Origin of the sequence: Salegentibacter sp. T436, assembly GCF_001932675.1 — a bacterium.
GTDB lineage: Bacteria > Bacteroidota > Bacteroidia > Flavobacteriales > Flavobacteriaceae > Salegentibacter > Salegentibacter agarivorans.
In genome coordinates, this window is sequence record NZ_CP012872.1 from 2,291,275 (window position 1) to 2,315,817 (window position 24,543).

A 24,543-nucleotide genomic window follows, 5' to 3' on the forward strand; every position below is an offset into this window, starting at 1 on the left:
TTTAATGAATAAATATGTATTAGTATTAATTTCTGTTTTGACTTTTTTAAGTAATGCCCTTAAAGCGCAAGAATCAGAAATTGTAGAAGTATTTAAAAACCAACCGGTAAATTTTCACGGAGAGAAAGGTGATACTTTGAGTATTAAAAGGGTACAAGATGGACGGCTTTTATTTAAAAAGGTTAAAGCTCCCGTTTTTCCTGAAGGTACAGATGTAAAACTGAAAATGACCCTGAAATCAGCAGGTGATGCCTGGGATAAATCGGGATCATTATTTGTAGTAACTGAGCCTGATAAAATTGATATAGAAGATATTGCTAATGGGACCAAAACTTTTCCAGCAGCTGCAGGCGTTAAAGATTATCCAGGAATAAAAATGACTAAAGATTATATTCCTGCTCTTGAAATTTTACGATTTATGACTCCTTTTGGGGTTGGTTATTACAGTGATGAAGAAGCGCATCCAAGAATACGCTATAACCGCCCTGTTTCGATTCCAAATTGGGCTCAAGACGTAATTTGGGAAGAAAATATAAGTCATTTGGCTTCAGAACTTACCGGGGAGTTTATAATAGGTGTTTGGATTGATACCTGGACGGCCGAAGGCTATACCATAGATGTTTCTTTTGAATACTCTGGAAGACCATTACTCACGAATAAAGTGATTCCTTTAGTAAACACCATTTATTATGCAGGGCAAAAGCACCCAGACCTTTTTGCTTATCAGGACCTGGAAACTAAATTTGAATTACCCGAAGATGCAACCAATGTAAAACTTCATTATATCACTACCGGTCACGGGGGGCATAGTGGTGGAGATGAGTTTATAAAAATTAACAATAAAGTGAGCGTTGATGGCCGTAAATTGATTGATTTTATTCCATGGCGTGACGATTGTGCTTCGTTTAGAAGGTTTAATCCATCTTCTGGAGTGTGGACGCGTCAGGATACTGCCTATGCTTATAACAAAAAGGGTAAAAAAGAATACAAAGAGATTGAAGAACGCCTGGCTTCTTCAGACCTTTCTCGTTCTAATTGGTGCCCCGGCTCAAAAGTTAGTCCTGAAGTTGTGAATTTGGGTAATATGAAAAAAGGCAACCATACATTAAAGATTTCTATTGATGGGACGCCTATAGAAGGCGAAAAACTCAATCACTGGCTGGTTTCGGCTTATTTAACTTATGAAGAATAAACATGAAAAAGTTTTTAGTTGTATACGGTTTACTATTATTCCAATGGGTAACCGCTCAAAATGAACCGGTAGATTATGTAAATCCATTTATAGGTACCTCTAATTTCGGAGCTACACATCCCGGGGCAATAGCCCCGAGAGGGATGGCAAGTGTTTCTCCTTTTAATGTAGCAGGACGTACAGATTTAAATTCTTTAGAAAAAGATAGTAGGTGGTTGTCTAACCCGTATGTTTATGAAAATAAATTTTTAACAGGGTTTAGTCATGTTAATATGAGTGGCGTTGGATGCCCTGAACTTGGGGTTATTATTAGTATGCCTACTACTGGAGGTTTAAAAATTAACCATCTCAATTATGGAACAACTTATTCAAACGAGGAGGCTAAAGCAGGCTATTATTCGGCGGAATTAGATGAATATAATATTAAGGCTGAAATGACGGCTTCAACTAGAACGGGGGTAAGTCGCTATTCTTTTCCGAAGGGGAAATCAAACATTTTATTGAATTTAGGTTTAGGTCTTACTAACGAGCAGGGAGCTATGGTTAAAATTGTATCTCCTACTGAGATTGAAGGAATACGTACGGTAGGTTCGTTTTGTTATAATAGCCCCGAAGCTGCATATCCTGTATATTTCGCTGCTGAATTTTCAGTACCTGCCAATGAATTTGGGGCCTGGAAAACACCTTCTAAATATGAAGGTGAAGAGGTCCAATGGATGACTTACAACGGGGAAACTCGCATTAAAAAAGGTTTTACCCGGGAAGTAATAGGAGATAGTATTGGTGCCTATTTTACTTATGATTTTAAAGAACCTACCTCGGTTGAATTAAAAATTGGGGTTTCCTATGTTAGTATAGAAAATGCCCGGGAAAATCTTAAAAAGGAAACCGGTGGAAAAGATTTTGATGCGGTATATGCGGAAACTAGAAAATCCTGGCAGGATAAGCTCTCGGTTGTTGAGGTTAAAGGAAATAATGAAGAAGATAAGCATGTTTTTTACACTTCTTTATACCATATGCAAATTCATCCAAATATTTTTAATGATGTAAATGGAGAATATCCAGAAATTTCAACAGGTAAAATTGGTAAAACAGAAGGAACACGCTACACTACTTTTTCCTTATGGGATACTTATAGGAATTATCATCAATTACTCAGCCTTCTTTATCCTGAAGAACAATTAGAGATGGTAAACTCTATGTTAGAGATCTATGATGAAAATGGTTGGTTACCTAAATGGGAATTAAATTCTACAGAAACTTTTACAATGGTGGGAGATCCTGCTGCAGTTATTTTGTCTGACACTTATTTACGCGGACTTACAGATTTTAATGTAGAAAAAGCTTACGAAGCTATGCTTAAAAGTGCTACAAAAACTGAAAACAATCCATTACGACCGGGGCTTGATGAATATATTAAAAATGGCTTTGTAAGTGTAGATTCTGGTGTGGCGGGTCCGGTTTCGGTAACTCAGGAATATAATATAGCAGATTTTGCAATTGCTCAACTGGCAAAGGAATTAGGTAAGGAAGAAGGTTATCAAAAATTTTTAAAGCGTTCGGTTAGTTATAGAGAATTATATAACCCAGAGTCTCAATTCCTTCAACCTAAACATGAAAATGGTAGATGGATGGAAGGTTTTGATCCTTTAGCCGGAGCTAATTTCAGCAAAAATCCAGGGTTTATTGAGGGAAATGCCTGGCAATACCTTTTTATGCTTTCTCATGATGCTGAAGGATTAATAAAATTAATGGGTGGAGAGAAGGCCTATGAAGAAAAGCTGGATGCGGTTTTTGAAAAAGGCCACTTTGATATGGCCAATGAACCAGATTTCGCTTATCCTTATCTTTATAATTTTATTCCAGGCAGTGAAAACAAAGCTTCAAAACAAGTAAATAAATTATTAAACAAGTATTATAAAAACTCTCCTGATGGGTTACCTGGTAATGATGATACAGGTACAATGAGTGCCTGGGCAGTTTATAGCATGATGGGATTCTATCCAATTATACCAGCTAAGTCCGTTTACACCATAACAACTCCTGTTTTTGAACAAATTAAAATCAAGTTAAATCCTGATTTTTATGGAAAAGACAGTTTAATTATTCGCAAAAAGGAAATTAAAAACCAGAAAAAGAAGGTTTACACGTTGATGCGAAATAATCAAGTATTCCCTAATTTTTTCATTAGCCACGAAGATTTAGTGAACTCTAAAGAGTTAATATTTTTTACACCAGAATAAGAATAATTTAAGTTTTTACGAACTCCTTATGTTAAACGCTATTCATTTAGTTTATCGATAACGTTTTCGTTTAAGGTTATTTAGCTATTGAGCTATGTTATTAGTCGAAATTAATTTTTCATCTTAAAGATTATGACAAATTTGGGTAAAATTTAAGAAAACAGGCACTTTTCTGTTTCGAGAAATTAACCAAAAACTAATAATAATGAACAAAAAATTATTCTTGTTTGCATCTTTATTATTGTGTAGCATTCAAGTCTTGCTGGCACAATCACAATCCGTGAGCGGTAATATTGTTGATGCCGAAAATGGCATGCCGCTTCCGGGAGTAAATGTCGTGGAAAAAGGAACCAGTAACGGGGTCTCTTCTGATTTCGATGGAAATTTTACAATTGAAATAGATGAAGGGAGTATTCTCCAATTTTCTATGTTAGGATATATAACCCAGGAAATTGAGCCTGAAGGATCGGAAATTCAAATTGAATTAGCCCCCGATACTGAAGCGCTCGATGAAGTGGTGGTAACCGCCCTTGGAATTAAAAGAGAAAAAAAATCTCTGGGTTATGCGCTTCAGGAAATTGGAGGGGAATCCCTAACAGAAGCCCGGGAAAATAACCTTGCCAACGCAATGACTGGTAAGGTTGCCGGCTTGCAGGTAGTGCGAGGGAGTAATGGGCCAGCCAGTTCTTCTAAAATTGTATTAAGAGGTAATAACTCCCTTACAGGAGATAATCAGCCTTTAATTGTGGTTGATGGAGTACCAATGGATAATTTCACCGGTGCAGCTAACAATGATTTCTGGAACCCTTCACCAGATATGGGGAATGGGCTAGGAGATTTAAATCCTGAAAACATTGAAAGTATGACGGTTTTAAAAGGAGCTTCAGCAGCAGCTCTGTATGGCTCTCGTGCAGGAAATGGAGTTATTTTAATTACTACTAAAACTGGAAAAACTCAGGAAGGTTTAGGAATAAGTTATTCAACCAATATAGGTTTTCAATCAATTTTCAGTTCACCAGATTTACAAAGTTCATTTGGCCAGGGTGCCAATGGTCAATATGATAATCAGTCTGGTTTAAGTTGGGGGCCAAAAATTGAGGGCCAAACTGTTGAAAATGCGGAAGGAGAGCAAGAACAACTTCAGGCTTATGATAATTTGGACAATTATTTTGATAATGGCTTAAATGTTAACCATAGTTTATCTTTTCAGCAACAGGTTAGTGATGGGACTTCTTTATTTTCTTCAGTTAACCATTTAGACGATCAAAGTCTTATACCCGGAGCAACATTAAAACGTTTAAATCTTATGACACGTGGAGTGTCTGTTTTTGGAGATAAGGATAATTGGAAGAGTGATGTAAAAGTACAGTATATTAGATCTACTGCTGAAAATCGTCCGTTAAATGGGGTAAATGTATCTAATGCATTTTCTACAATGTATTTATTACCACGGTCTTTAGATGTTACGAAATACGAGCGTGATACTGATGAATTTGGAAATATGAGATGGTATGTTCCTTCTAACTCTATGAATCCTTATTGGGCTTATAGAAACAATTTAAACATGGACACTAGAGACCGGTTTATGCTAAACGGTTCTATTCGCCATGATTTTAATGATTGGTTATATGCTGAAATAAAAGCTGGTGCTGATCTTTATACCACTAATACAGAATCTAAGTTATACAGCGGTAGTCCTTTATCACCAACTGGTCGTTACAGTTTAGGTAAGAATACCTTTAGAGAAACCAACTATAATGCATTGATAAGTGGTTCGAAAGATGATATTATAGGAAAATGGGGTGCAGCAGTAACATTGGGAGGAAACCTTATGGAGCAAGAATCCAGTTTAATAAGTAGCAATGCTGGAGAGTTGGAAGTGCCTAATTTATTTTCATTAAACAATGGGATTGCAAATCCTGGTGTTTCTCAGGGCTATTCTAACAAAAAAATTAATTCGCTATTCGGAACTTTTCAGGTTAATTACGATGGTTTTCTTTTTGTGGACGTTACCGGGCGTAATGACTGGTCTTCTACTTTAAGCAAGGCTAATCGTTCATTCTTTTATCCTTCGGTAAGTACTTCATTAGTAATTAGTGATATGATAAAAAATACCGGTGGTACTTTACCAGACTGGATAACTTTTGCTAAAATAAGAGCATCTTATGCTGAAGTGGGTAACGATTTGCCAGCCTATCAGTTATTTAATTTTTATAATATAGGAAAAGATCCAAATGGAAATACTACGGCAGGTAGAAATGGAACGCTTTATAATCCAGATGTAAAAAGTGAATTAATTAGATCTAACGAAATAGGATTTGACGCTAGGTTTTTTAATAACCGATTCGGTATTGATTTCTCCTGGTATAAAACTAATGCAACAAGGCAGTTAATCAATTTACCTTTAAATCCTTTAAGTGGTTATGGCAGCGTTAAAGTTAATGCCGGAGATATCGAAAATAGAGGTTTCGAGCTTATGTTAAATGGACGAATTTTAGACAACCCGAATGGTTTTAATTGGGACATGAACCTAAACTTTTCAAGAAATGTGAATACGGTGAATAGACTTGCAGATGGAGTTAGTCAATATACTCTTGGAGGGTTTGATAATGTGAGCATTCTTGCCGTGGAAGGTGAGCCTTATGGAGAGATTTATGGTACAAAATACCAGCGTGTTGAAGATGAATCTAGCCCGTATTTTGGACAAATTATAGTAGATGAGGAAGGTATACCTCTTGCTAGTAGCGATAGGGAGCGTCTGGGGAATCAGCAACCCGATTTTCTTTTAGGTTTCTCAAACTCTTTTAGATATAAAAATTTAAGTTTAAGTTTTCTGGTAGATGCACGAATTGGAGGAGAGATTTTTTCAGGAACTAATCGAGCAATCCAAAATGCAGGAACAGGAGCTCAAACTGTTGTGAATGGAAATCGTGAAGATTTGGTTATTGATGGTGTAGTAGTTGATGGTGCAGGTAACTTTAGTCCAAATACTACAGGTGTATCTCCTCAACTTTACTGGATGAACCTTACCGAAAGATCAGGAAACCTTGGTATTAATGAAGCTAACATTTACGATGCTACAAATGTTAGGTTGCGATCTGTAAACCTTAGATATGATTTGCCTAACCGATGGATTGAGAATACCTTCTTTAACCAGGCTTATGCCGGTATTTCTGCAAATAATGTTTGGATGATAGACAGTAACTTAAATGGGGTAGACCCAGAGTCGGTTTTTGCTACTGCCACCAATGCCGTTGGATTTGAAAACCTGGCTTCCCCAACTATCCGAACCGTATTTTTAAATATTGGGGGTAAAATTTTAATTTTTAAAGAGAAATATTATGAAGAATATAATAAAAAGATGGACTGTTGCAGCAACAGTACTTGTTGGGATAAGTTCTTGTTCAGACTTCGAAGAAATCAATGTAAATCCCGTAGCCGCAAATGCAGATCAGGTACAGGTTGAATACTTTATAAATAATTCAATTGTATCTGCTCAACAGGATCCTCACGTGTCAGAAAGAGCATTTGTACTTTACTGGAAAGCCGCTGGAAGACAAGATAGAACTAATACATTGCCTATAGGATCATATAATGATGGCTGGAGTAATGATTATTTTAATTCTATTTCAGGGTGGTTAAATCACGCTTATACAGCAATTCAAATTGCTGATGAAAAAATTGAGAATGGAAATATAAATGAGTATACCAATAACCTAAAACAGGTAGCCAGGATTTGGAGAGTTTACTTATTAAGTGAAATGACTGATAATTTTGGGCCTATTGCTATTAACGGTTTCCAGGGAGAAAATCCTGATTTTAACAGTGTAGAGGAAGTTTACGATTTTATGTTAACTGAATTAAAAGAGGCCGTTGCTGATATGGATGAAGAGGTAACTGTTCCATCAAATGTTCAGGATCTTGATCCCGCGTATGGATATAATTTTCAATAACTGGAAAAAATATGCCAATTCCATGAGAATGAGATTAGCAATGAGACTTTCTCAGGTAGATGAAGCTAAAGCCCAGGCTGAATTTGAACTTGCGGCTAGTGATGAGTTTATAACCAATTGGGATGAAAGTTTTAAAGTTGCTGAAAGACCTGGTTGGGATGCATTAACAGGAGTTATGACAAGAGAATGGAACCATCAGTACCTTTCTCCTACACTTAACAACTTAATGATTGGTTTAGGTGGAATTTCTTCTGAAGAATTATTACCCTCAGATTTACATCAATATATTAAACCTGAAGGTTATTTTGGTCGCAAATATGAAAATCATTTTACTACTTTAACTAATAATCCTTCTGCAGGATATTGGTTTGATGGTTTACATCCCGAAATAGATCCCAGGGCTTATAAAGCTTATATAATTCCGGGTTGGTTTGACAATCCTGAAATGAACCGATACCCATCCTGGGATCTTTCTGCAACCGGAACCACGACCAGAAATTTATTGGATGGTGATAATGTTGTAGAAGAAATAGATGCAGCCTTTACCTGGAATGCACCTTCTATAGGAGATTGGGGTGAAAAAGGTTCTAGAAACCAGGTTTATAGCTGGCCAGGAACTTTGCCTCGTTTAGCCAATAAATTTAGAAATAGTACTTCTGAACGAGTATTCTTTGGATCCTGGGAAAGCTATTTCTTAATTGCCGAAGCGGCAGTTAGAGGATGGAATGTGCCACACGATGGCCAAATTGCATATGAAGAAGGTATTAAGCAAAGTTTTGATTATTGGAATATCTCCTCTTATACTGAAGAATATGTAGCTTCAGAAGATTATAACCGCGCAGGTACTTCGGTTAGTTGGAGCCATACGGCTGAACCTATGAGTAGAACTGTAACTTATATTAACGGGTATACCGGGAGTGAAGAAACAACAACATTCTCTTATCCAAACAACCACCTTTATCAAAATGGAAATGTGAAGAATGATCATTTAACTAAAATTATAACACAAAAATTTATAGCTCAGGTTCCCTGGCTACCTCTTGAGACATGGAACGACCATCGACGTTTAGGTTTACCATTTTTCGAAAATCCGGCAGTAGAAAATTCCTTACCAAATTTACCTGCACTGGGACAAAATAATTATAATGAAAGTAGACAGGAGTTTTTTCCACAGCGTTTAAGATATCCCGGTAACTTACAAAATAATGTTCCAGAAGGTTATCAACAGGCTATTAATCATTTAGGAGGAGACGATAGTGTACTCACCCCTTTATGGTGGGCAAAACCTGAATAAATAGATAATTTTAAGGAATTGTTGTATTTTTTAAAATTCTGAATTCTAAAAATTATTACACGAAGTAATTGTTTCTATATCATTCATAAGGGTCATCGATTAATTCCGATGGCCCTTGAATTTTTTAATCTTAAACTATTATTATATGAAAAGGCGTAGTTTTATTAAGTCTGCCGGTACTATAAGCCTGGGTATCCCCTTTTTAAATTCCTGTTCCAGTTTACCTGCTTTTCAACAGGAAGATTTCTCTATTAAAACTGGTCCCGTTAGTATTAATACCTGGAATTTTCAGGAAGCTGGAAAGACAGCAGGGGCCACATTGATCCAGGGGGGCACGGCATTAGACGCTGTTCAACGAGGAGTAATGGTAGAAGAAGCCAACTTAGATAATACTACGGTGGGTAATGGCGGCGCCCCCGATAGGGAGGGCGAAGTTACCTTAGACGCCTGCATTATGGCTCCCAATGGTAATTGCGGCAGTGTTGCTTATCTTAAAAATATAGAGCATCCGGTACTTGTTGCTAGAAAAGTGATGGAAGAAACTCCTCATGTGATGCTGGTTGGAGAAGGTGCTTATAACTTTGCTATTCAAAATGGCTTTAAACCAAAAAATCTTCTGACTGAAAAATCAGAAAAGGAATGGAGAAAATGGTTGAAAGAGAAGGATTATAAACCTATTATCAATATTGAAAATCACGATACTATTGGAATGTTAGCAATAGATCAAACCGGGGATATAGCTGGAGCCTGTACAACTTCAGGCTTAGCGTATAAAATGCAGGGAAGAGTAGGTGATTCTCCAATTATAGGCTCGGGCTTATTTTTAGATAATGAAGTAGGGGGAGCGGTAGCTACTGGTATGGGAGAAGAAATCTTAAAAAATGTAAGCAGCTTTTTAGTGGTAGAATTAATGCGCCAGGGAAAATCACCACAGGAATCGTGTGAGCTTGCTATAAAAAGAATAATTAAAAATAATTCGAAATATAAAGATTTTCAGGTGGCTCTGCTGGCTGTAAATAAAAAGGGAGAAGTAGGTTCCTATTGTATTCATCCAGGGTTTACTTATGTAGTAAATAGAGCTGGAGAAAACAGAAATATTAAGAGTGAATCTTACCTATAAAAAGCCGATCCTTAAGCCTTAAACGTGCTTGGTTTATAGTAAATATTAAGGATTATTTCTGAGTTAGAAAAGAAAAAGAAATACCATTAGCCATTTCCTTCAATGATGGGTATCCATTTTATATGGAATTAATGCCAAACAGTATTTTAGGAAATACAATATTTAATAATTAAAAAATTTTCTCGTGTAAAATGAAAATATTCAATGACCAGCGAATAGTATTAACCTTAGATGCTGGAGGTACAAATTTTGTTTTCTCTGCCCTACAAGGTGGTAAGCCTATAACTGATTTATTAACCTTACCTTCTTATTCTAACGATTTAAAAAGATGTCTTAATACAATCATCACCGGATTCGAAAAAATTAATGGAGCCATATATCCTGAAAAAGCGGTAGCCATAAGTTTTGCTTTTCCCGGTCCTGCTGCTTATAAAAAAGGAGTTGTTATAAATCCGCCAAATTTTCCAGGCTTTAAGAATAGTGTTGCGTTAGGGCCTTTCTTAGAAGATTATTTTAATCTACCTACTTTTATTAATAACGATGGAGACTTATTTACCTATGGAGAAAGTATTGGTGGTTTTCTAACAGAGGTTAATAAGGGTTTTAGAGATTTTGAAATCAATAAAAAGTTTAAAAACCTTATTGGTATTACCCTGGGCACTGGTTTTGGAGGTGGTATTGTAATTAATAATCAAATTTGCGAAGGCGATAACTCGGCTGGAGGGGAGGTCTGGTTAATGCGCAATTTATTAGAGCCCGAAATCATAGCAGAAGAAAGTGTTAGTGTACGAGGAATTCAACTTTATTATAAAAATCTCTCGGGCAAAAGCGAGGAACGCAGTCCGAAGGAGATCTTTGAAATAGCAATTGGAAATGAAAATGGAAATAAAAAAGCTGCAATAACGGCTTATGATAATATGGCCCAGGTGGCGGCTGAAGCATTAGCAAATATAATAACCTTAATAGACGGTGCAGTGGTGATTGGCGGAGGGATGTCTGGTTCTTCTGAATTATTACTTCCTCAAATCTTAAAACATTTAAATGGCGAAATTAAAACTCGTAAAGGAGAAAAGTTGAATCGAATAGTATCCCGGGCTTTTTCTTTTGAAGAGAAGGAAAGCAAAAACGAATTTTATCGCAGAGCAACAAAAAAAGTAAAGATTCCATTTTCTTCCCGTGAAGTAGAATTTATGGCGAACAAAGGAATTCCAATAGGGATTTCCCGCTTGGGAACAAGTAAAGCAATTATGCTTGGCGCCTACGCCATAGCTTTAAATCAAGTTGAAAATTTTACCCTAACTACAAAGAAGTAGAGGGATAAATTATATAATAAAAATAGTAATTAACAATCAATTAAACTTTGATTTTACCTGAATATCTTTAACGGGGAAGCATTTATAAACTTAGACGGATAATGAAATTGAAAAAAACGATAATATTTCTCGGTATTTTAATTGGTTTTCAGGGATTTGCACAATCTCCGGAAGAAAAAGCCATAAAGGATACCTTATTCTGAAGAATTTTTACTGCGGGATCCTACCCGTGTAATAGCGGTAGCATATAACCCCGGAACTAATTCATATAGTGAAGTTTCCAACATTAGTCTGGATATACCCAAGAAGGATTGGAAAGTATTGAATAAAAATGATGATGCAGAAAAAATTATTGATGCCGATGAAAATTCAGTATGGACAAAACAAGGGAAACTTCCGCAGGAGGTAATAGTAGACCTCGGTAAAACCTATAATTTAAAAGGATTTACTTATTTACCCCAACAAAGTAGATGGCTACAAGGTGTAATTGCAGATTATGAATTTATGCTTAGCGAAAACGGAAAACAATGGCAGAAGGTTAGTGAGGGTGAATTTTCAAATATTAAAAATAACCCTATAGAACAGCTTATTGAATTTAAAACGACAAAGGCACGATATTTTAAATTCGTAGGGAAACGAAGTGCTGATGATACGGAAGTTTTTGGAATTGCTGAAATAGGAGTAATTACAGAATGATAAGATTGTCAAGCAGAAGTATTAGGACAATAAAAATGGGAATTAGCAGGTTTACAACCTGAGGCTGCTCAATTATTTTATTCTTTAATTGATATACTGGTCTATAATCTACACTTGATGTTTCTGAAGTAGGCGATTCCAAAGTTAATTATAACTATTGGGTACAATGCAATTTCAATAATGCATAAGCTGTGTTAGAAGAATCTTCAAATCCTTTAATTTAGCTAAAAAATTGGAGAATATCTTCTCCGTAAGGTACCCAAATCTGGAGTTGAAAATTTCATATTTCAATAGATTATGTATTAAACAGTTATTTATAAGATTACATTTCTCTTAACTTTTAAGTACCAAATAATTGGAAGAAATTGAGAGATAGATCAGCGAAAAGACTCTAAAACTCTGGCTTTTTTCACTAACTTTCTCCCTCAGAAAAACCTTCTATTAGTAAATTATGAAGAGATTCTTCATTTTTGTATTCATTGTGTGGAGTGTTTGCACTTTTGGACAGGAGAAACACCCTGATTCTTTGTGGCTTTTAAAAACTGGTAGTTCTAATCCTTTATCTGATTTACAAAAAGGATATAATACATTTTACTTTGATGCTGTCTCGGAATTAAAAAATAATGAAGACGGTTTTAATCAACTTTTGAGTACACAGCGCCAGGTTCTTTTACTGTATAATCGCCACAGAGAAAAACTACAGGATTTTTTAGACGATTCTCTCAAAATTTTTACAAAACCGCCAGGTTCTTCTAAAGAAAATGAAATTATTGGAATTGAAACAAATCAACTAAATTATATTCCTTTTGTAAGCGATTCATTATCCGAGATTGAGGTTTGCAAAGAATTTAATCTAATTTCCGTTGATAGTTTAAAAAGTAAAAAAGAAATTGATTTTTTTCTTGAAGAACTACTTTTCAGCAAAGGAGTGGTTCCCGATATTATTTCTTCACCTTTTATCAAAGATATTGAGTATTTAAAAAAAGAATTTTATAAGAAGCCAATATATAAAGCTAGGATTACTTATAATAATGAAGAATTAAACAAAGTTGGTTGGAAAGAATTCCCCCATCTGGAAACTTGTGGTGTTTTTAGGACCAGTGCTTCTACCTTATCACCCCAAAAAAGGGGATTTATGTTCTCTCCTGATATCTATAATTTTACCGATGAAAACAGAAGAATTTCAGGACCAAAAACATTTCGGGCCATAAAATATGAGATAGAGGAAAAGTTAAGGTATTCCCTGCCCCTGGATGGACAAGTGGCTAATTTAGCCAATAAGGATGATAAAAGCACCGCTACTGATGTTGAGTTTGAAAAAGATACATTTAGAGATAAACGCGTCAGTATTTTTAACGGTTCCTCGAGTTATATAGACATTAGGAGTAGACCGGAGGATAGGCTGGAAGAAATAAGTATTAGCGCCTGGATAAAACCAGATGAGGTAGATGGAAGTTTTAGTTTAATTGGAAAGGGGGAAGCTTTCTCAGCAAAAATTTATGATGGTAGGTTACAATTTACTACTACTGGAATTAAAGATCATACTACCTCAAAAGCTGTAATCAAAAAAGGAGAGTGGAGCCATGTGGCCTTCGTATATGTGCCCACACAAAAACTCCATGTATATGTAAATGGGAGCTTGGTAGAGGAAATTGCTGCCTCGGATATTCGGCAGACCGATCATGCCTTACTTATAGGAACAAATCTCTGGGGTCAATACTATTCCGGGCTAATGAGTGATTTAAAAATATGGGATAGAGCATTAAGTGATGATGAAATCAAAAGTGTTTATTTGAAAAAAACGGGTAGCGATCAGCATTCTTTTTTTACCAATAATTGGTTGTATTTAACGGGTCTTTTTTTGATTTTAATCATCCCCGCATTCTTTATTTTCCGAAGAAAGCCAACAGTAAAACCAGAAACCCAGATCCCGGAGGAAAAACCCCTGGCTCCAGTTCAGCAAAATATCAAACTAAACAGCATTAACTTATTAAATGGGTTTAAGGTGTGGAATAAAAAGGGAGAAGATATTACATCAAAATTACCTCCAAAACGGAGAGAATTATTAATCTTGATTTTACTATTTACGCTACGCGATGGTGGGATCACTTCAAAAAAGCTAAGCGATATCCTGTGGCCGGGTTTTCCATCTGAAAACAAAAAAAATAATAGAAGTACTCAAATAAAAGAATTGAGAAAAACCCTGGAAAAGCAGCTTGATGCTGAAATTTTATTTGAAGATAAAAAATGGAAATTTCAATTTTCAGAAACAGGTAAAGTAGACGTTTTTATCTTAAATAATGTACTACCTGATTTTTGGTCATCAGAAAAGGAAATTCATTCTGAGATTCATGCTATTGAATTTGCCAGAATTGTTTCTAAAGGACCTTTACTTCCCCAGGTAGAGGTAGAATGGCTGGATGCTATTAAAGCAGAATATAATTCCAGGGTATTAGACCTGTTAACTCCGTTCCTGGAAAACGAAGTTTTAGATAATTCGAGAAAGATTGAAGTTATTGAAGCTATTCTGGTGGTAGATCCTTTATTTGAACCTGCAGTTAGGAAAAAAGTTTCCTGTTTATTACAACAGGAAAAATACGGTTCCGCAAAGAAGACCGTTGAAAACTATAAAAAACTTTACGAAAGTTATTATAATGAGACTATTGACCCGGAATTTATGAAATTAGTTAAATAAATCAGAAATTTTCGGGCTTATTACCCCTTTTATTACCCTTAATATTACGTCTTCCCCGGTTAGATTTACGCAGTTAAAAAAATAAATCTATCTAATAACTATGGAGAATAATAGACGTTCTTTTATTAAAAAATTGGGAGTAGCAGGAGCCACTGCTGCCATTATCCCTTCAAGCTTTGCTTCCGAAACGAAACCGGTAAATTTACTTAACCGGCAAACTAAATTTACTGGTAACAAAACCTTAAATATCGCCTTAATAGGTGCCGGGGGAATGGGAGTGGCAGATACTACTACTGCTTTAAGCCATGACAATATTAATTTACTTGCCGTTTGTGATTTATACGATGCCAGGTTGGAAGAATCAAAACAGCGTTGGGGAAACAGCTTGTTTGTTACCAAAGATTATAAGGAAATTTTAAAACGCAGTGATATTGACGCAGTTATTATAGGAACTCCAGATTTCTGGCATAAAAAAATGAGTGTTGACGCCTTAAATGCAGGTAAACATGTGTATTGTGAGAAACCGATGGTACACAGCGTAGAGGAAGGTAACGAAATAATAAAAGCCTGGAAGAAATCCGGTAAAATTTATATGGTAGGTAGCCAAGGGATGTCTTCTCTAGGCAATGAAAAGGCTAAAGAATTATTGGCGGCAGGCGCAATAGGAACTTTAAATTATGCCGAAGGTTTCTGGGCTCGTAATTCCGCATTTGGGGCCTGGCAATATCCTATTCCAGATGATGCTTCTACTCAAACCGTAGATTGGGAGAAATATATCTCCATCAGTGAAGATCGGCCTTTCGACCCTTTACGCTTTTTTAGATGGCGTAACTATTTAGACTATGGAACAGGAATGGCGGGTGATTTGTTTGTGCATTTATTTTCCAGCCTGCATTTTATCACGAACTCTTATGGACCTAACAAAATTGCAGCCACCGGAGGTTTACGTCATTGGGATGATGGACGGGAAGTTCCGGATGTACTTTTAGGAATGTTTGATTATCCCGATACTAAACAACATCCGGCTTTTAACCTTTCCCTGCGTTGTAATTTCGTAGACGGCACCAGTGGTAGTACGTTCTTAAAACTGGTAGGAAGTAAAGGATCTATGGATATAGCCTGGGATAGTCTAACCTTAAAACGCAATGCTGGTGGTGAAAGTGATGATCCATTTTTGGCAGAAAAAGCAAAAGAAGAGTCTGGACGACCAGACCGCAAAAAATTGGTTCCACCACTGGAAACTATTTATAAAGCGCAAAACGGTTATAAAGGAGCGCATTACGACCATTTTGCTAATTTCTTTACCGCAATTCGAGAGAATGGTTCCGTAGCTGAAGACCCTGTTTTCGGATTTCGCGCTGCTGCCCCGGCTTTACTTTGTAATGAAAGTTATAAAAAGAACGGATTTATAAATTGGGATCCTGAAAAAATGAAATTAGGTTAATCCTAAAAGTTCATAATAATACTTCAACCTAAAATAATTCAGATGAAAAAAATAATGGTATACGTGCTTTTGGCAGCTTCGACCATAGCGTGTAAAAATTCAGATAAAAAACAGGAAGAAATTGAAACCAATAACCAAAATCAGGAAAATACTGCCCAGACTCAACAAAAAGAGGGAGACTGGCAATATTTATTTAACGGTAGTAGCCTTGAGGGCTGGCGAGGGTATGGCGAAGAAGAGATGCCACCGGGTTGGGTCATAGAAGATAGTATATTAACCTATAAAACCGATCTTGGGAAAGAAGAAGATTATACCGGAGGCCGGGACATTATCTATGGTGCTGAAGAGTTTGATAATTTTGAACTTTCCCTGGAGTGGAAACTTCCGGAAGGGGGAAATAGCGGGATTTTCTACCATGTAAAAGAGGGCTATGAAAACCCATCAAAAGTAGCTCCTGAATATCAGCTTATAGATGATGAAAATTATGAGAATATTCATGACCTTGTTAGTTACAATAAGAGTCTTGGTCATACTGAAAACCTTTCAGAATTAAAGCCATTAAACAAAACAGCTGCCGATTATGCGATGTACGCACCCTATTCTGAGAAGAAAAAATTGAATCCGGTTGGAGAGTGGAATACCAGTAAGATTGTATATACCCCAGAGAGGGTTGAACATTGGCTTAATGGGGAAATGGTAGTGTCATTCAATCCTAAATCTGAAGACTGGCAAGAGAAAAGAGATTCAGGTAAATGGAAAGGCAGTCCCGATTATGCAAAGTTTAAGTCTGGTTATATCGGTTTGCAGGACCACGCCAGCCCCATCTGGTTTAGAAATATTAAAATTAAAAGATTATAAATTCAATTATCCTAAAAATTAGATAAACGGATAATTATATTAAAAAATATAAAATGAAAAAAAATAGTTTAGTTGCGATCTTATTGAGTATTGCATTTATGGGTTGTCAATCTGGAAAAGATCTTTTTAACGGAAAAGATCTGGAAGGATGGAAAATACATGGTACTGAGAAATGGTATGTAGAAGATGGATTGTTGATCTCAGAAAGCGGTCCCGATAAAGCATATGGATATCTTGCCTCTAAAGAAAATTACAAAGATTTTGAATTGAATTTAGAATTTAAACAAGAAGCGGACGGGAATAGTGGAGTATTTATAAGGTCTGAAATTGAAGGCACCAAGATAGCTGGTTGGCAGGTAGAAGTGGCACCACCAAATCTTCATACAGGTGGGATCTATGAATCTTATGGACGTGGTTGGTTGATTAAACCAGCCCCAGAAAAAGAAGATGCACTTAAGTATGGAGAATGGAATAAATTAAAGATAAGAGTAAAAGGCAACCAGGTAACCAGTTGGTTAAACGGCGTGGAAATGGTTGATTTTTCTGATGAAAAAATAGGAGCTGCTACCGGTAAAATCGCTTTGCAAATTCACGATGGGGGAGGGATTAAAGTGTACTGGAGAAATATTAAACTTAAACAAATTTAATTCAGAAGTAATTTAAAGATTTCAATTACAGTAATATATAAAGTTAAGTAGTTTTTTCAATGTATCCAGTCGGCTAAGTGCCCCTTGTAATTCTATAATAATCTTTTAAGCTGTATTTGTTTATTTACTCAGCTGTAATTTTTTATAATTTTGTGGATAGAGGTTCTTAATATCCTTGTACTTTATGGTCATGATATTCTCTAAGGTATATTTTAACCACTCATAGGGATTCACCTCGTGTTTTTTACAAATAGCAAAGAAGGAATAAATTGCTGCAGCTCTCTGAGCAGCCTTATGAGATCCGGCAAATAAGTAATTTTTCCTTCCCAGGGCAACTGGACGAATTTTATTTTCTATGAGATTATTATCAATAAGTAAATTCCCGTCATAGAGATAAGCACATAGTGCATCCCACCTGAAGACGCTATAGGCAAGAGCTTTTCCTATCAGGCTTTTAGGCAGCGTGCGAGCAAGCTGCTTGGTCATCCATTTCCCAAACTCATTAATTACCGGTAACGCTTCCTTAAGCCTTACCTCTTTAATTTGATCCGGACTAAGATTTGCCTCTTTGATTTTTCTTTCAATAGCATATAATTTCTGGATCTCCTTTAAGGCGTGTGTTGCCCTTTTGGGATCATTGTCCAGCGATTTTTCATAATAACGGCGGGCGTGTGCCCAGCACCCCAAATGGGTTACCCCTTCTTTTTTGGCATAATGATCATAGACCACATACCCATCTGTCTGAAGATAGCCTTTAAAATTATCGAGCATAGCTTCAGGTGCCTCTTGCCCACGGCCAGGCTGATAGTCAAAGACTACATTACCATCGATGGGACTGTGATATACCCAATAATATCCCAGATGAGTTTTTCCTTTTTTTGTCTCATCCAGCACTTTTATTGTTGTTTCATCTACCTGCAAGTATCCTTGAGATTTTACATCGGCTATGAGTTCTTCAAAAAGCGGAACAATGCGATCGAGCCCCCTGGCACACCAGCCATTCATAGTAGAAGCAGCAATGGGGACTTTTTCTCTTTTAAAGCGTTCAAGCTGCCGGTAAAGCGGTAAATAATCGAAGAATTTATCAACGATGATGGAAGTTATCAGTCCTGACCCTGGAATACCTTTATCGATCACCCGCTCGGGAAGTTCTCCTATGATCACACCTTCTCCGGATTTGTGAGCGTATTTATACCGGATATATCTGCGAATAAAAAAACGTGCAGGCTCATATTCCAATTCATCGGTCTCTTCCTGGCCGATACATTTCATCTGGGAGATATCTCCCTCGGGATAGATCTTCACTTCCTCTACCGGAAGATGATCTGGAAGCGGCTGACGCCCTTTATGATTGGCATTTTTTTTCTTACGCTGGTAGGTAATCTTTTCTGTAAAGGCTTCTTCTCGTTTTTCAAGATCCTGGGCAGTAACCTCAAAAGGCAAAGCTAGCTGATCCTTATCTTCAAAACGCTCGCGTTTCTGACCGAACTGCATCCTTCGGAACATCTCCAGCTGGCTCTCCAGGTAGGCCACTTTTTCCTCTAGAACTCCGGACTTACTCAAATAGCTGCGAAGATGCTCATCAGCCCGGGCAAGTTCCTTATCTTTTTGCTTTAATTCTTTATCTTTTTGTTTTAAATTCTCTTTTTGAAGCTCTAATTCCTGCTGAGATTTTTGAAGCTCTTTTTTATGGAATGTCGCCTGCGCTGATTGCTCTTCTAAAAGCGCCAACAGCTGTTGTTTTGAAAGGGTTTTCAGGGATTTTTCCATAGTATAAAAGTACGGATTTCCCTGCTTTTTTACAATAATTATTTTGTGTTTTTATCAGTAAAATCAAGGGATTCGGGAGGATTATACCGACTAAGGTGACGCAGCTTTTCTGCCTTGATTCCCTCGATCATCAGCACCAGCTGACTCCAACTAACACTACCTGACTTAAGCATTTTAGGAAGCGAGAATGTTCCTTTCTCAAGACGTTTATAATAAATTACAAAACCCCCGGACTCCCAGTGCAGAAGTTTGATATGAGTAGCCCGGCGGTTGATGAATATAAAAACATCGCCACTGATGGGATCCTTTCCCATCTGAGCGGTAACCAATCCCGATAGGCCATGGAAACCCTTTCTCATATCGCAGGCCTGGTTATAAAGGTAATATCGGTTGGAGGAACTTAAACTGAACATGGGACTACAAGTTTACCAGGGCTGCTAGTTGATTCAAACCAATACCACTGACTTCTAGCTGTACTCCATTGGGATATCGCAGGCGATACTGCGAATGAAAAATAGCTGCTTTATCAGGAGTGATATCCACAAATCCATCTGGAGCTTCCGATTTCCTGTTCTTCCATTTTTTAATCCAGTAGTAAAAATTACTACGAGTTATCCCATGATGGTGACAAAAATCTTTTTTACTTAGACCGCTAACTTCCCATTTCTCGATTAACTCATACATATAGGCTTGCTTATCCATTTCTTTTTTGTGGGCAAGCTAGAATTTATCTTAAGTTTACAAAAGATGTACTTAGCCAACTGGATACTTTTCAATAATGTGTTTTAGTTTGAAAGCCGTCTTCAATTTTTGAAAGACGGCTTTTTTTAAATATGCGATAATCTTAATTAATAAATAGACTGATTTTTGGGACAGGGTAATTGATTTGGTTAATAGATAAATTTAGGAGAAAACCGGGAAGAAAAAATTGATTAAATGAATAGTGAAAAGAAAATAAAAGCCGAATGTCTCCAAAAAAAAAGAGGCTGGTTGAATTAACAACCAGCCAGTCTTTGAATTAACACCTATGAAAATTCAAAATAAAACCTATTTCGTGATGGAGTATATTGAATATCCATTCGCCGGAGCTTCAATTATTGCCATTCCGTTTTCATCGGAGGTAGGGGTGTATGTTGTGTTACCACTATAATCAATTAAGGTAACGTTATTCCAATTAGTTTGAACGTTTCTACGTTTTGTAGAATTTCCGGTGCTAATATATAGAATTAATCCGGGGTTTTCAGCATTCCCTTCCCTTTTCATTACATATTCGTTATTATCTACATGAAGTACTTCTACATCACCAAGTGCCAGACTATTATGAATCTCGATTAACTGCTTAATTTCTTCGTTGAAAGCTTCATTTTCGTAATCTGAGTAGAAAATTGTAGGATATCCGTCGTGTGTTAAAATATAGGCATAAGCTTTCATTTTATTCTCTGTAGCGATGCGATTGTCTTCATTTTCGTCTTTTTCGGTGTCATGATTCGCTACAAAAGTCACAGCTTTGTCAGGATTAACCTTACGAAGTGTATTTCCGTCTAAATAATTTAGGTCGTCAAAACGATCAAAAGCTTCTTCCATTTTATAGAAGGCAGCAAAATCGAAAGCTGAAACTCCAGTGGCGTCAACCCAGTCTACCAGAACATCTGCATTTCCGTCAAAATTCTCTCCAACAGCAAATCCGCCAACTTCGTTCATCCAATCTTCAATCACCCAGGTTCCAAAACCTTTTACGTAATCAAATCGCCAGCCGTCAAAACCCATTTCATTTTTGTAATATTTTGCGACAGAATTTTCATTCTTCCAAAACCAGTCCTGTACATAAGGAACATCGTGATCTACATCCTGTTCAGAAAAGAAAAGATCTCCCTCATCACTTTGGCTTACATCGTTTGGATGAAAATGTTCGTAGTTTCTATTGAACATCCCTGAAGCGTTTCCATTTTCTTCGTTGAATAGGGTATAGGTATCCTTTTCGCGATATGGATTGTATTCCAGGCCGCCGCCCGAATTATGGTTTAAAACGATATCTGCAATCACCTCTAAGCCCAGCTCATGAGATTTAGAGATAAGATTTTCCAGCTCTTCGCGAGTCCCAAAACGTGTAGGAACAGTCCCGTGTTGATCGTATTCTCCAAAATCGAAATAATCTGAAGGGTCATAGCCCATAGAGTAACCGCCAGACTGACCTTTGGTAGCTACGGGAAGCCATATTCTATCTATCCCGGTATCTGCCCAGCCTTCAACTTTATCTGAAAGGTTATTCCACCATTCAAAGCGTGGTTCTACATCCCAGTAAAAAGTTTGCATCATTACTTTTTGCCCGCTGGAATATTGGGAAAGGTCTAAGGCTTCAGGATCATTAGGGGTTTCTTCCGGTTCTTTGCCACCGGTAATATCATCTGTTTCATCAACAACTTCATCGTCATCTTTAGAACAGCCAGATACCACTAAAAGCAAGCTGAAAAGAAAAGGGAATAAAAATTTAGTTTTTTTCATAATTAATAAGAATTAAAAAGGGCTGCACGCGGCAGCCCTTTTAGTTAATTAAGTCTTTTACTCTTCCCCTTGTGGGATAAAGATATATCGACCATTCAGTGTGTTAAACCACACATCGTAAGTTCCTGCGATCACTGGAATATTTGGTCCAGCTACTGTAGTTTCCCCGCTAACTGGAGTTGCTCCACCCCAATCTAGATCCCATGCGTCATCTGCTCTAAACTTCGCTTCACCATCAGTTAATTCAATTCCTTCGATATACCAGATATGAGGGTTGAATTCAGACTGAGTCATATCAGTATCATCATCCCACGCACCAGGAGTGGCATCGCCAATTATCCCGATGTTTGTTTGAACTTCGGCTGCACTTTCATCTATTTCTTCCCAGGTGTAAGTCATTTCATCAACATTCACCATTAGAGAATAATAGGCATCATCTTCTACCGGGAATGCATTAGGATCATTACCTAAGATATCACTGTTAGTAAGTTCACCATTAGAAAGTCCCCATTGTGGTTGCCACGCTGTAGTTTGTAAAAATTTGAAACCTTCTATATCTCCTCCTCCGGCAAATCTTCCTTCAAAGTAATAGATATTTTCATTTTCACCATCTCTAAACAAAGGAGTGTTGTTGTTTGCAGGATCCCAACCGGCTGCGGTGGCATCTCCTACAAGATAAAGTTCCATTTTAGGTGCTTCACCTTCTTCTTCGGCTTCTGGTAGCTCTACATTAAGGCCAATAGTTTCAGAAAATTCTTCTAAAGCATTTCCTTCACCGTCACCGGCAAATGCACGTACTTTAAAGTAAACGCTGCCAGTATTTGGCGCTTCGGTTTCAGGATCGTTATCAAGACCTGCATCTTCAGCAAGATCTCTCATTTGGCCAATGCTTACACCAAGATTATTATTATCTGTACTTCCTATTACCATAAAGTCTCCAAAAGCTTCATCTGCAGAGCCCTGAAGCTCATAGGTAATAGTAGTAGGTGCATTAAAATCTACTTCGTTCCAAACAAATCTTTCGGCAAGATTGTCTGGATTTCCCGATGGTAACACATAGGTGTTTTGAAATGAATTGCTAAACTGAATTCCTTCCGGGTCTGGTTGCGCAACGAATACAATATCATCGTCTTGTGTACACGCGCTAAAGCTTAGTAGCGCGATAAATGCTAAAAATAAAATTGAAAATTTCTTCATTTTAATTCTTTTATAAAATTAATATCCTGGATTCTGTTCTAAATTGGTGTTAACTCCTAAGTCTGAAGCTGGTATAGGCATTAGGTTTCTGTAACCTTGTGTAGTTGCTCCCTGTGGAACATCTCCTTTCCATGGCCAAATTCCATTTTCAGTAAATTGGTTAAACCTTATAAGATCTGTTCTTCTGTGTGCTTCCCAGTATAATTCACGGGCGCGCTCATCTAATATAAAATTTAAGCTTAGATCTGATGCGCCAACCTGGTCTGCATCAACTCGTTCCCTCAATTCGTTTACATAATCTAAAGCAGCCGCCTGGCTACCACCACCGCCTCTAAGGTGGGCTTCAGCATACATTAAATATGCATCTGCAAGTCTAAACATTGGGAAATCTGTATCAGGGAATTCCCCGGTATCATCAGATCCCCATTCGCCATCTACGGTAACATTTTTGAACTTGGTAATGGCAAAGCCATCATTAAAGCTGGAAATTTCATCTATCTCTTTAGTTTGTCCTTCTGTAAAGAAAAGTGCTCTTTCATCTTCAGAATCTGCTCCATTTGGAAATTTATCTACCAGGGCAGCGGTGGTTCTTAAACCGGCCCAACCACTACTTACTCCAAAGTCTGCAGGATCCATATCGCCACCTACAGCAGCGTGAATAATAAATGCCATACCGCCATAAGACCTGGTTTGCTGCCCATCAAAAGTAATAGGGAAGATCACTTCAGATTGTGCTCCATTGGAATCATTATCTGCCAGGAATAATTTTTGGTAATCATCTGCTAAACTATAGTTTGCGTTAATTACTCTTTCCGAATAATCTAAAGCTTCAGTATAATGAGCCTCACCGGTATAAATTTCAGCATTTAGATAAAGTTTAGAAAGCAGCATCCAAACTGCAGCCTGATCGGCACGCCCGTATTCATTAGAATTAGCGCTTACAATTTCGCTTTCTATGGCTAAAAGTTCACTTTCTACAAAATCGTATAATTCTGGTCTTTGAATTTGCTGCGGAAGAAAAGCTCCTACAGGGTCTTCTTCGGTCACAAAAGGAACATTACCAAATAAATCTAAAGCGTGATAATAATGAAGTGCTCTTAGGAACCTTGCTTCAGCACGGTAAATGGCTATATTTTCTCTTTCTTCAGCTGCAATGCCTCTAGACTCTAAAAGTTCTGGAGTGCTTTGTCTTAAAAATTCATTAGTAAGAGAAACCTGGTACAAAATCCTTGAGTACATAGTTCTAATAAACTCGTTTCCTGCAGTCCAGTTTTGGGCGTGCAAGTCCTGGATTGTACCATCGTTCCAGCCAATTACAGCTTCATCTGTAGTAAGTTCCTGCATAGACCAGTATAATCTAAGATACTGAGAGAAACCTTCGTCAAGACCAATAAGGTCTGGATCTCCGGCTGGACCTTCCTGGCCACTAACCGCAAGACCGGCATAAAGTTTAGCCAAAAACTGTTTGTAAGATGCTGGATCTTCAAATGTAGTTTCGGCCGTGAGCCTGTTATCTTCAGGCTGCAAATCTAAATCGTCTTCACAAGACCAGAGGAAACCGGCACTTATAAATAAGATTAAGAATGGTTTTAGTGTTTTTAACATAACTAATTTATTAT

General features: G+C 37.2%; 18 protein-coding genes. 12 read left to right on the top strand and 6 right to left on the bottom strand.

All coding sequences use genetic code 11. The features are described 5' to 3' along the window. Positions 1 to 4 precede the first annotated feature (4 nt). The 12 genes from AO058_RS10115 to AO058_RS10165 all read left to right on the top strand — a co-directional run bounded on the left by AO058_RS10115 (position 5) and on the right by AO058_RS10165 (position 17,455). Positions 5 to 1,192, top strand: coding sequence for a peptide-N-glycosidase F-related protein (locus AO058_RS10115; RefSeq protein WP_075326350.1), 1,188 nt, complete (start codon positions 5 to 7; stop codon positions 1,190 to 1,192). 2 nt (positions 1,193 to 1,194) lie between these two features. Further along, entirely contained in the window at positions 1,195 to 3,435 is a 2,241-nt protein-coding gene (locus AO058_RS10120) for a GH92 family glycosyl hydrolase (protein ID WP_075326352.1), read from the top strand. A gap of 205 nt (positions 3,436 to 3,640) precedes the next feature. Next, on the top strand, positions 3,641 to 6,901 hold the full coding sequence (locus tag AO058_RS10125) for a SusC/RagA family TonB-linked outer membrane protein (protein WP_232228824.1): 3,261 nt from the start codon (positions 3,641 to 3,643) through the stop codon (positions 6,899 to 6,901). Continuing rightward, positions 6,786 to 7,388 carry a SusD/RagB family nutrient-binding outer membrane lipoprotein gene (locus AO058_RS18680; RefSeq protein WP_250637710.1) on the top strand — a complete coding sequence of 201 codons (603 nt, stop codon included), beginning with the start codon at positions 6,786 to 6,788 and terminating at the stop codon, positions 7,386 to 7,388. Before AO058_RS10125 ends, AO058_RS18680 begins: the two co-directional genes overlap by 116 nt. 28 nt (positions 7,389 to 7,416) lie before the next feature. Continuing rightward, positions 7,417 to 8,682: a SusD/RagB family nutrient-binding outer membrane lipoprotein gene (locus AO058_RS18685; RefSeq protein WP_250637705.1), complete on the top strand. Its 1,266-nt coding sequence runs from the start codon at positions 7,417 to 7,419 to the stop codon at positions 8,680 to 8,682. A gap of 145 nt (positions 8,683 to 8,827) precedes the next feature. After that, the gene (locus AO058_RS10135; RefSeq protein ID WP_075326354.1) at positions 8,828 to 9,802 is read left to right on the top strand and encodes a N(4)-(beta-N-acetylglucosaminyl)-L-asparaginase; all 975 of its coding nucleotides are present in this window, start codon (positions 8,828 to 8,830) and stop codon (positions 9,800 to 9,802) included. A 191-nt stretch (positions 9,803 to 9,993) separates the two neighbouring features. Next, complete coding sequence (locus AO058_RS10140; protein WP_075326356.1) at positions 9,994 to 11,115, top strand: ROK family protein; 1,122 nt, start codon at positions 9,994 to 9,996, stop codon at positions 11,113 to 11,115. 321 nt (positions 11,116 to 11,436) lie between these two features. Beyond that, positions 11,437 to 11,811 (top strand): discoidin domain-containing protein, encoded by a 375-nt coding sequence (locus AO058_RS10145; RefSeq protein WP_075326358.1) that lies wholly within the window; start codon positions 11,437 to 11,439, stop codon positions 11,809 to 11,811. A 451-nt stretch (positions 11,812 to 12,262) separates the two neighbouring features. Then, positions 12,263 to 14,506, top strand: coding sequence for a LamG domain-containing protein (locus AO058_RS10150; protein ID WP_083634165.1), 2,244 nt, complete (start codon positions 12,263 to 12,265; stop codon positions 14,504 to 14,506). Positions 14,507 to 14,606: 100 nt separating this feature from the next. Next, positions 14,607 to 15,950, top strand: a complete 1,344-nt coding sequence (locus AO058_RS10155; RefSeq protein WP_075326361.1) for a Gfo/Idh/MocA family protein — start codon at positions 14,607 to 14,609, stop codon at positions 15,948 to 15,950. A 42-nt stretch (positions 15,951 to 15,992) separates the two neighbouring features. Continuing rightward, positions 15,993 to 16,808, top strand: coding sequence for a 3-keto-disaccharide hydrolase (locus AO058_RS10160; protein WP_075326362.1), 816 nt, complete (start codon positions 15,993 to 15,995; stop codon positions 16,806 to 16,808). A gap of 53 nt (positions 16,809 to 16,861) precedes the next feature. Beyond that, positions 16,862 to 17,455 (top strand): 3-keto-disaccharide hydrolase, encoded by a 594-nt coding sequence (locus AO058_RS10165; protein ID WP_075326364.1) that lies wholly within the window; start codon positions 16,862 to 16,864, stop codon positions 17,453 to 17,455. Positions 17,456 to 17,575: 120 nt separating this feature from the next. Here AO058_RS10165 and tnpC read toward each other — a convergent pair whose 3' ends face one another. The 6 genes from tnpC to AO058_RS10195 all read right to left on the bottom strand — a co-directional run bounded on the left by tnpC (position 17,576) and on the right by AO058_RS10195 (position 24,529). Beyond that, positions 17,576 to 19,225, bottom strand: coding sequence for an IS66 family transposase (gene tnpC / locus AO058_RS10170; protein WP_075326366.1), 1,650 nt, complete (start codon positions 19,223 to 19,225; stop codon positions 17,576 to 17,578). 38 nt (positions 19,226 to 19,263) lie between these two features. Next, positions 19,264 to 19,584, bottom strand: a complete 321-nt coding sequence (gene tnpB / locus AO058_RS10175; RefSeq protein WP_232228825.1) for an IS66 family insertion sequence element accessory protein TnpB — start codon at positions 19,582 to 19,584, stop codon at positions 19,264 to 19,266. Between the two features lie 58 nt (positions 19,585 to 19,642). Further along, positions 19,643 to 19,927: an IS66 family insertion sequence element accessory protein TnpA gene (gene tnpA, locus AO058_RS10180; RefSeq protein ID WP_075326369.1), complete on the bottom strand. Its 285-nt coding sequence runs from the start codon at positions 19,925 to 19,927 to the stop codon at positions 19,643 to 19,645. 345 nt (positions 19,928 to 20,272) lie between these two features. Then, positions 20,273 to 21,727: an alpha-amylase gene (locus AO058_RS10185; RefSeq protein WP_075326371.1), complete on the bottom strand. Its 1,455-nt coding sequence runs from the start codon at positions 21,725 to 21,727 to the stop codon at positions 20,273 to 20,275. 57 nt (positions 21,728 to 21,784) lie between these two features. After that, positions 21,785 to 22,924, bottom strand: coding sequence for a SusF/SusE family outer membrane protein (locus AO058_RS10190; RefSeq protein ID WP_075326373.1), 1,140 nt, complete (start codon positions 22,922 to 22,924; stop codon positions 21,785 to 21,787). An 18-nt stretch (positions 22,925 to 22,942) separates the two neighbouring features. After that, the gene (locus AO058_RS10195; RefSeq protein WP_075326374.1) at positions 22,943 to 24,529 is read right to left on the bottom strand and encodes a RagB/SusD family nutrient uptake outer membrane protein; all 1,587 of its coding nucleotides are present in this window, start codon (positions 24,527 to 24,529) and stop codon (positions 22,943 to 22,945) included. Between the last annotated feature and the right edge of the window lie 14 nt (positions 24,530 to 24,543).

What these genes read in the sequence shown, in the direction of transcription:
- AO058_RS10190 (WP_075326373.1), bottom strand. Translation starts at nt 22,924, where the DNA reads ATGAAGAAATTTTCAATTTTATTTTTAGCATTTATCGCGCTACTAAGC.
- AO058_RS10135 (WP_075326354.1), top strand. Translation starts at nt 8,828, where the DNA reads ATGAAAAGGCGTAGTTTTATTAAGTCTGCCGGTACTATAAGCCTGGGT.
- AO058_RS10155 (WP_075326361.1), top strand. Translation starts at nt 14,607, where the DNA reads ATGGAGAATAATAGACGTTCTTTTATTAAAAAATTGGGAGTAGCAGGA.
- AO058_RS10120 (WP_075326352.1), top strand. Translation starts at nt 1,195, where the DNA reads ATGAAAAAGTTTTTAGTTGTATACGGTTTACTATTATTCCAATGGGTA.
- AO058_RS18685 (WP_250637705.1), top strand. Translation starts at nt 7,417, where the DNA reads ATGAGATTAGCAATGAGACTTTCTCAGGTAGATGAAGCTAAAGCCCAG.
- AO058_RS10115 (WP_075326350.1), top strand. Translation starts at nt 5, where the DNA reads ATGAATAAATATGTATTAGTATTAATTTCTGTTTTGACTTTTTTAAGT.
- AO058_RS10140 (WP_075326356.1), top strand. Translation starts at nt 9,994, where the DNA reads ATGAAAATATTCAATGACCAGCGAATAGTATTAACCTTAGATGCTGGA.
- AO058_RS10150 (WP_083634165.1), top strand. Translation starts at nt 12,263, where the DNA reads ATGAAGAGATTCTTCATTTTTGTATTCATTGTGTGGAGTGTTTGCACT.
- AO058_RS10185 (WP_075326371.1), bottom strand. Translation starts at nt 21,727, where the DNA reads ATGAAAAAAACTAAATTTTTATTCCCTTTTCTTTTCAGCTTGCTTTTA.
- tnpC (WP_075326366.1), bottom strand. Translation starts at nt 19,225, where the DNA reads ATGGAAAAATCCCTGAAAACCCTTTCAAAACAACAGCTGTTGGCGCTT.
- tnpA (WP_075326369.1), bottom strand. Translation starts at nt 19,927, where the DNA reads ATGGATAAGCAAGCCTATATGTATGAGTTAATCGAGAAATGGGAAGTT.
- tnpB (WP_232228825.1), bottom strand. Translation starts at nt 19,584, where the DNA reads ATGAGAAAGGGTTTCCATGGCCTATCGGGATTGGTTACCGCTCAGATG.
- AO058_RS10195 (WP_075326374.1), bottom strand. Translation starts at nt 24,529, where the DNA reads ATGTTAAAAACACTAAAACCATTCTTAATCTTATTTATAAGTGCCGGT.
- AO058_RS10160 (WP_075326362.1), top strand. Translation starts at nt 15,993, where the DNA reads ATGAAAAAAATAATGGTATACGTGCTTTTGGCAGCTTCGACCATAGCG.
- AO058_RS10165 (WP_075326364.1), top strand. Translation starts at nt 16,862, where the DNA reads ATGAAAAAAAATAGTTTAGTTGCGATCTTATTGAGTATTGCATTTATG.
- AO058_RS10125 (WP_232228824.1), top strand. Translation starts at nt 3,641, where the DNA reads ATGAACAAAAAATTATTCTTGTTTGCATCTTTATTATTGTGTAGCATT.